This window comes from Nonomuraea aridisoli, assembly GCF_003236395.1.
Taxonomy (GTDB): Bacteria; Actinomycetota; Actinomycetes; order Streptosporangiales; family Streptosporangiaceae; genus Nonomuraea; species Nonomuraea aridisoli.
The window spans coordinates 1-7,047 of record NZ_POUD01000380.1 but is presented as its reverse complement, the minus strand read 5'-3'; the positions used below and the strand labels follow the sequence as shown (position 1 = coordinate 7,047).

Here is a 7,047-nt window from a genome sequence, read left to right as displayed (position 1 = left end):
GTCCGGGGGCGGCGTGGTGGGCGGGATGTAGGCGTAGCCGCGGTCGGCGCCCTCGCCGTATTTCAGGCCGCGGGGTTCGGGATCCACGCCGGGCTGGTGGAGGCGTCTGGTGGCGGCCGGGTCGCGCGGCGCTTCCTCTTCGCCGCGCGACCCGCCGTCTCGATCATGATCCGCCATCACGATCTCCCTTTACTCGCCCGTGAAGGGCGCTCCCAGAAATAGAGGATGGCAAAACCACCGTAAGCCCTGTGTAAGCGCAGCGCCATGTCAGACCTGGGTCGTACGAGGACTTCACCCTTCAGGCGGACCAATGTGCTGCGGGACGTCCCTATCGTGAGGATGTGTTCGGCAGGGTGCGGGCGTGGTCGAGAAGCCACGAGAGGGCGGTGGCGGCCCTCCGGGTGGCTCCGCTGGCAGTGTTGTGCGCCGTCTTGGCGGTGCCGATCGCGATGGCCGACCCGGTCGGGGGCCTCCCCATCGGGGTGGCGGGCTACCTGGCCCTGTCGGCCGCGCTGCTGGCGCCGCTGGTGTGGATCTCGCGGCCGGTCGCGGCGTTCGCGGTGATCGCGCTGATCAGCTTCGGGCAGTGGCTGCAGGACCTCGCCGTGCTGCCCGGCAACCTGGCGGTGCTGGTGGCGCTCTGGGCGGTGGCCTACCAGTGCGCGTTCCGATGGGCGCTCGCGGCGGTGCTGGTGGCGGAGCTGGGCACGTTCCTGGCGCTGGTCAACTGGCGCGATCCCACGTTCGGGATGTTCTTCGGCGGTTCGATCTTCGTGGTGACGGTCTGGCTGACGGGCCTGTACGCCGGCACCCGCCGGCGCTACCTGGAGGGCCTGGAGGAGCGGGCGGAACGCGCGGAACGCGAACGCGACCAGCAGGCCAGGATGGCCGCCGCGGCCGAGCGGGCGCGGATCGCCAGGGAGCTGCACGACGTCGTGGCCCACAACGTCAGCGTCATGGTCGTGCAGGCCGACGGCGCCGCGTACGCGCTGGACGGCGACGTGGAGCAGGCCCGTGAGGCCGTCACCACCATCTCCAGGACGGGCCGTGCCGCGCTGGCCGAGATGCGGCGCCTGGTGGGCGTCCTGCGCGAGAACGAGGCCGCGGCCACCGACTACACCCCGCAGCCGGGGCTCGGTCAGCTGGAGGAGCTGGTCCGCGGCTCGGCGGTGCCGGCCCGGCTGAGCGTCGCCGGTGTGCCGGCCGAGCTGCCGGAGGGGCAGCAGCTGGCGGTCTACCGCATCGTCCAGGAGGCGCTGACGAACACCCTCAAGCACGGCGGCGCCGGCGCCCGGGCGTCCGTGGAGCTCGACTACACCGGAGCCGACCTGGTGGTCCGGGTGACCGACGACGGGCGGGGCGCGGCGGCCCCGGCGAGCGCCGACGGCCACGGCCTGATCGGCATGCGGGAGCGGGCCGGCATGTACGGCGGCGCGGTGTCGGCGGGTCCCCGTCCGGGCGGCGGCTTCGAGGTGCTGGCGCGCCTGCCCATGGCGAGGGCGGCGTAGTGATCCGGGTGATGCTGGTCGACGACCAGGAGCTGCTGCGGGCGGGGTTCCGCATGGTGCTGGGCGCCCAGCCGGACATCGAGGTGGTCGCGGAGGCGGGCGACGGCGCCGCCGCGCTGGAGGTGCTCAGGGCCGCCGAGGTGGACGTCGTGCTCATGGACGTGCGCATGCCGGTCATGGACGGCGTCGAGGCCACCCGGCGCATCGAGGGCCCGAAGGTGCTCATCCTGACCACGTTCGACCTGGACGAGTACGCGTTCGCGGCGGTGAAGGCGGGTGCGGCCGGGTTCCTGCTGAAGGACGTGCCGCCGGGCGACCTGATCGAGGCGATCCGGGTGGTGCACGCGGGCGACGCCGTGGTGGCGCCGAGCACGTTGCGGCGGATGCTCGACAGGTTCGCGGCGCAGCTGCCGTCCGGGGAGCCGGTGGCGGCGGCCGAGCTGACGCCGCGCGAGCGGGAGGTGATGCTCATGGTGGCGCGCGGGCTGTCCAACCTGGAGATCGCGGCCGGGCTGGAGGTCGCGGAGGCGACGGTGAAGACACATCTGGGCCGGGTGCTGGCCAAGCTGGGGCTGCGCGACCGCGCGCAGGTGGTGGTGTACGCCTACGAGTCGGGGCTGATCGTGCCGTCGCATCGGCCGGAAGTCTGACCGGGGTCAGCCGCAGTCGCACCCGAAGTCCCTCCTCAAGGCCCACAAAACACGAAATTTCCACTCCTAGCGTGAGTCGCGTTGATAAATCGCGACCTTGGAGTGAACGTGACGCTCACCCATACCCAGGCGCCCCCTGCGGTGGCCGCCAGAGCCCTGACGAAGGTGTACGGCGAGGGCGACGCCCGCGTCCACGCCCTGCGCGGCGTGGACGTGTCCTTCGCCACCGGCGCCTTCACCGCCATCATGGGCCCGTCGGGATCCGGGAAGTCCACCCTCATGCACTGCCTGGCCGGCCTCGACACCGCCACGTCCGGCACCGTGCACATCGGCGACGTGGAGCTGACCGGCCTCGGCGACCGGCGGCTCACGCAGTTGCGCCGCGAGCGGATCGGCTTCGTCTTCCAGTCCTTCAACCTGCTGCCCACGCTGACCGCCGAGCAGAACATCCGCCTGCCCCTCGACATCGCCGCCCGGCAGGCCGACGAGGCGCTGTTCGACCGGGTGGTCGACACCGTGGGGCTGCGGGACCGGCTGCGGCACCGGCCGTCGGAGCTGTCCGGCGGCCAGCAGCAGCGGGTGGCCGTGGCCAGGGCCCTCATCGGCAAACCGCAGGTGATCTTCGCGGACGAGCCCACCGGGAACCTCGACTCCCGCAGCGGCGCCGAGATCCTGTCGTTCCTGCGCACGTCCGTCCGCGAGCTGGGGCAGACCATCGTCATGGTCACGCACGACCCGGTGGCGGCCTCGTACGCCGACCGGGTGGTGTTCCTGCGCGACGGCGAGCTCGTCACCGAGGTCGCCGCGCCGACGCCGGAGACCGTCCTCGACACGCTCGTCCGGCTGGAGGCGTGAGGTGCTGAGGACGGCGCTGGCCGGGCTGCGCGCGCACCTGATGCGGCTGCTGCTCACGTCCGTGGCGATCGTGCTGGGGGTGGGCTTCATCACGGGCACGTTCGTGCTGAACGACACCATGGAGGCCGGCGTCGCCGAGCGGGTCACGGCCGACGCGGGCAAGGTGGACGTGGTCGTGCTGCCCAAGACCGGCGTGCTGCCCGAGGAGGTGCTGGACCGCGTCCGGGCGCTGCCCGGTGTGACCGAGGCCCAGGGTCTCGTGCGCGGCGGCGCGCCCGTGCTCGGCAAGGACGGCAAGACCGCGGGGGACTTCCCCACCACCGCCGTGTCCGTCGTCTCAGGACGTCTGGACCGCACGAACGTCGTCACCGGCGCCGGCCCGGGCGAGGACGACCGGGCCGCCGTGCTCGACGAGAACACCGCCAAGGCCCAGGGCTTCCGCGTCGGCGACACGATCACCGTCCTCGACCACGAGCAGAACCCGCACGACTTCCGGCTCGTCGGCCTCATCGACACCGGCGTGGACCAGGAGCTGGGCTTCACCGGCGCGGTCGGTTTCACCACGGACACCGCGCGCCGCATGACGGGGGTCAAGGGCTACGCCGAGATCGACGTCGCCGGCGCCGACGCGCGCGCCGTGGCGGCGGCCGTCGGGGGCGCGTACACCGTCAAGACCGGCGCCGAGCTGGCCGACGACCTGGCCAGGGCGGCCGGGGTGGAGAACCAGATGATCACGCTGGGGCTGCTGATGTTCGGCCTGGTGGCGATGTTCGTGGCCGCTCTGGTGATCTCCAACACGTTCACCATCCTGGTCGCCCAGCGCACGCGGGAGATGGCGCTGCTGCGCTGCATCGGGGCGACGCGCGGGCAGGTGTTCGGCTCGGTCCTGCTGGAGTCGGCCGCCGTGGGGCTGCTGGCCTCCGTCGCCGGTCTGATCGCCGGGTACGGCCTGGCCTCCCTCGCGATCACGGTGCTCGCCGCGCTGGACTCCCCGCTGCCGACGGACGCGCAGGCCGCCCTCACCCCGCCCACGGTCGTCGCCGGCCTGGCCGTCGGTCTCGTCGTCACGGTGGGCTCGGCCGTGCTGCCGGCCAGGTCGGCCACGCGGGTGCCGCCGGTGGCGGCGCTGCGCGACCACGCCGGGGAGCCGGCGTTCCGCGTCGGTCTCGTCCGGTGCGGGATCGCGGCGCTGTTCCTGGTCGCAGGGCTCGGGACGACGGCCGCCGGCGTGTTCGTCCTGGAGCCCGGGCAGCAGGTGTCGCTGGTCGTGGTGATGGCCGGGGGCGTGCTGACGTTCCTGGCGGTGCTGGTGCTGGGGCCGGTGCTGGTCAGGCCGCTGAGCGCGTTCGTCGGCTGGGTGCCGCGCCGGATGTTCGGCGTGCCGGGGCGGCTGGCGGTGGACAACGCGGCGCGCAACCCCAAGCGCGCCGCGACCACCACGGTCGCGCTGACGATCGGCGTGACCCTGATGACGCTGATCTCCGTGGTCACCGCCTCCACCCGGCTGAGCCTGACGGTCAAGCTGGACGAGCAGTTCCCGATCGACTACCTGCTGGCCGGGCAGTCGAGGGACGCGGTCGTCCCGAGGTCCGTGGCCGAGGAGTTGCGCGGCCGGCCGGAGCTGGACTCGGTGGCGCAGATCCGGCAGGTGACCGCGCGGGTCTCGGGCGAACGCCTCAGCGTGGGAACGTTCGAGGGGCCCGTGGAGCCGTACGTCGTGGCCGGGTCGATGGCGGGCTTCGGCCCGGGCGAGGCCGCGCTGAGCGAGCTCACGGCCAAGGCCCTCGGCGTGCGGGTCGGCGACTCCGTGGCGATCGAGACCCGGCGCGCGGGCACCGCGTCGCTGCGGGTCACCGCGCTGCTCGACGGCAACCAGTCGACGCTGCCGCCGGTCACGGTCGCGCAGGGGCCGTTCGACGCCTACTTCGGGGCCGTGCCCGACGCGCGGGTGATGGTGAACGTCCGCGACGGCGTGCCGCTGGAGCGGGCCCGCGCGATGGTGGACGCCGCCGCGGCGCCGTATCCGGACGTGCGGGTGAGCAGTTCCACGGAGATACGCGGGCAGTTCGACGAGACGCTCGACATGGTGCTCATGATCATCACGGGGCTGCTCGGCCTGGCGATTCTGATCTCGTTGTTCGGCATCGCGAACACGCTCTCGTTGTCGGTGCACGAGCGGACCAGGGAGTCGGCCCTGCTCCGGGCCCTCGGGCTGACCCGGTCGCAGCTGCGCCGGATGTTGTCGGTCGAGGCGCTGGTGCTCGGGCTGATCGGGGCGCTGGTCGGCGTCGTGCTGGGCGTCGTCTTCGGGTGGGCGGCGATGCGGGCGATGCTGGACGGAGCCGTCATGTCGGTGCCCGTCGCGCGGATCGTGTTGTTCGTGGCGCTGGCCGGGGTGGCGGGGGTGCTCGCCGCCGTGCTGCCGGCCCGGCGGGCGGCGCGGGCGTCGATCGTGGGGTCACTGACCCCCACCTAAAAAAGCCCCGTTCGTGCATAAAACGGGCAATTGGCGGATACAACACCACGGGGTGAGGTCGGGCGTCTTGATGGGGGCGGCGCCCGGCCTTCACCCACTGGCCCGCCGGTGTGGCTCAGCGGGGCCTGCGGCCCGGCCAGAGCTCGGCCACGGTCTCCGGGTCGAGCAACGGGCGGGCCGCCACCTCGCCGGTCGCCCGGTCGATCACGAGACAGGCGCCGCCGAGCGTCTCCGGCAACTTCGCCGGGTCGTCGGGCTCCAGGTCGCGCACCCAGGCCACGTAGCCGCCGTCGAAGCCGTACACGCCGACCGGCGCCGTCTCCTCCCGCGCCCCGTTCACGTACTCCTCGGCCAGCGCCCTGGCCTGGTCCAGGTTCATCGCGGCATACCCCTGCGGTCGAGGATCACGCAGAACACCCCCGTCACCGTCTTGTACGGCGGCTCGACGGACATGTGACCCCGCTGCGCGTCGATCCAGATGATCTCGCCGTCGAAGTTGACCGCGTTCCAGACGTGCGATCCGCCACCGGGCCAGCGGACGACGATGACGGCGGCGGCTCCGTGCCCGGCGTCCAGCAGGCGGCGGCGGATCAGCGGGTAGGCGTGCCGGCCCTGGCCCGCGTACTGGAGGCGGTGACCGGCCCAGCGCTCGATCCTGGCCGTGCTCCCCCGCTCGCCGGTGAGCACCGGGCGGCCGATGCGGTCGTACTCCGGCATCCTCGGCGCGGCCGTGGCGGGCTCGCCGTGCCAGGTGGACAACACGGCCAGAGCGCAGTCGGCGGCGTTCGAGGCCCGGAACGGGTCGTCGGCGGGACCGCCACCGTTGATGAGCCGCACCCAGGTGCCGCGCGGGTCGGGGAACCGCGCGCCGGGCGGCAGCGCCTCGGCGAGGTCCCGCTCCACCTGCGGGTCCGGCTCCGCCAGACCTCCCGGCTCCCCGTACGGCCTGCTGTCGGCCAATCTCGGCGGGCGCCCCGGCAGATCGAACCAGTCATCCTCCACCGCCTGGTCGTGCCCGGGCACCCCGTACACGCTTCCGTACGGGTCGGCGAGCGACGCGCTGTACGAGCCGGAGGCACCGGCGTCCGGGCCGGGCGCGTCGGTGCGCAGGGCGGACGTGGCGACAGCTGCGGTGATCTCCGCAGGCGTCACGGACGACGTGGCGGCCGAAGCCCCGGTCTCGGCCGCGCCACCGTGACGCCCGTTCCCGGAGCCATCCCGAGCAGGTGCGCACGGAACATCAGCGACACCCGCCCCCGCCGACCACACGAAACTCGCCGGCACGGCCCCCACGTCACCGGACGCGGCACCCCGCGGCCCGGCGTCCAGCGCTGATGACGGCGGCGACCCAGCCGCGGAAGACCAGGCGGCCGTACCACCGGATGCGCCATCGCTCGACACGGACCCGGACGACCCGGCGGATCCACCACCGAGTCCAGCATCGTGCGGCACGGAACCCGGCACCGCGCCCGACGGAGCAGCGGACTCACCATCCGATCCGGCACCCCGCGGCTCAGGTCCCAGCGGCGGCGTGGAGGCGGGGGTGTGCGGTGAGGGG

At 73.3% G+C, this 7,047-nt stretch carries 6 protein-coding genes; 4 read left to right on the top strand and 2 right to left on the bottom strand.

Features of this window, described 5'->3' with window-relative positions; translation table 11 throughout:
• Positions 1–341 precede the first annotated feature (341 nt).
• The 4 genes from C1J01_RS44595 to C1J01_RS44580 all read left to right on the top strand — a co-directional run bounded on the left by C1J01_RS44595 (position 342) and on the right by C1J01_RS44580 (position 5,489).
• Entirely contained in the window at positions 342–1,508 is a 1,167-nt protein-coding gene (locus tag C1J01_RS44595; protein ID WP_111185065.1) for a sensor histidine kinase, read from the top strand.
• A complete protein-coding gene (locus C1J01_RS44590; protein ID WP_220040427.1) occupies positions 1,508–2,158 on the top strand; it encodes a response regulator transcription factor in 651 nt (216 codons plus the stop codon). Before C1J01_RS44595 ends, C1J01_RS44590 begins: the two co-directional genes overlap by 1 nt.
• A gap of 108 nt (positions 2,159–2,266) precedes the next feature.
• Positions 2,267–3,013, top strand: a complete 747-nt coding sequence (locus C1J01_RS44585) for an ABC transporter ATP-binding protein (protein ID WP_235855088.1) — start codon at positions 2,267–2,269, stop codon at positions 3,011–3,013.
• 1 nt (position 3,014) lies between these two features.
• Complete coding sequence (locus C1J01_RS44580; RefSeq protein ID WP_111185063.1) at positions 3,015–5,489, top strand: ABC transporter permease; 2,475 nt, start codon at positions 3,015–3,017, stop codon at positions 5,487–5,489.
• A 115-nt stretch (positions 5,490–5,604) separates the two neighbouring features.
• On the opposite strand, the gene C1J01_RS44575 is transcribed toward C1J01_RS44580, so the two are convergent.
• Entirely contained in the window at positions 5,605–5,868 is a 264-nt protein-coding gene (locus C1J01_RS44575) for an SUKH-4 family immunity protein (RefSeq protein ID WP_111185062.1), read from the bottom strand.
• On the bottom strand, positions 5,865–6,641 hold the full coding sequence (locus C1J01_RS44570; protein WP_235855087.1) for a toxin glutamine deamidase domain-containing protein: 777 nt from the start codon (positions 6,639–6,641) through the stop codon (positions 5,865–5,867). The genes C1J01_RS44575 and C1J01_RS44570 overlap by 4 nt, the downstream gene beginning before the upstream one ends.
• Between the last annotated feature and the right edge of the window lie 406 nt (positions 6,642–7,047).

Excerpts from the sequence above, each read along its gene's own strand:
- C1J01_RS44575 (WP_111185062.1), bottom strand. The coding sequence starts at position 5,868 with ATGAACCTGGACCAGGCCAGGGCGCTGGCCGAGGAGTACGTGAACGGG.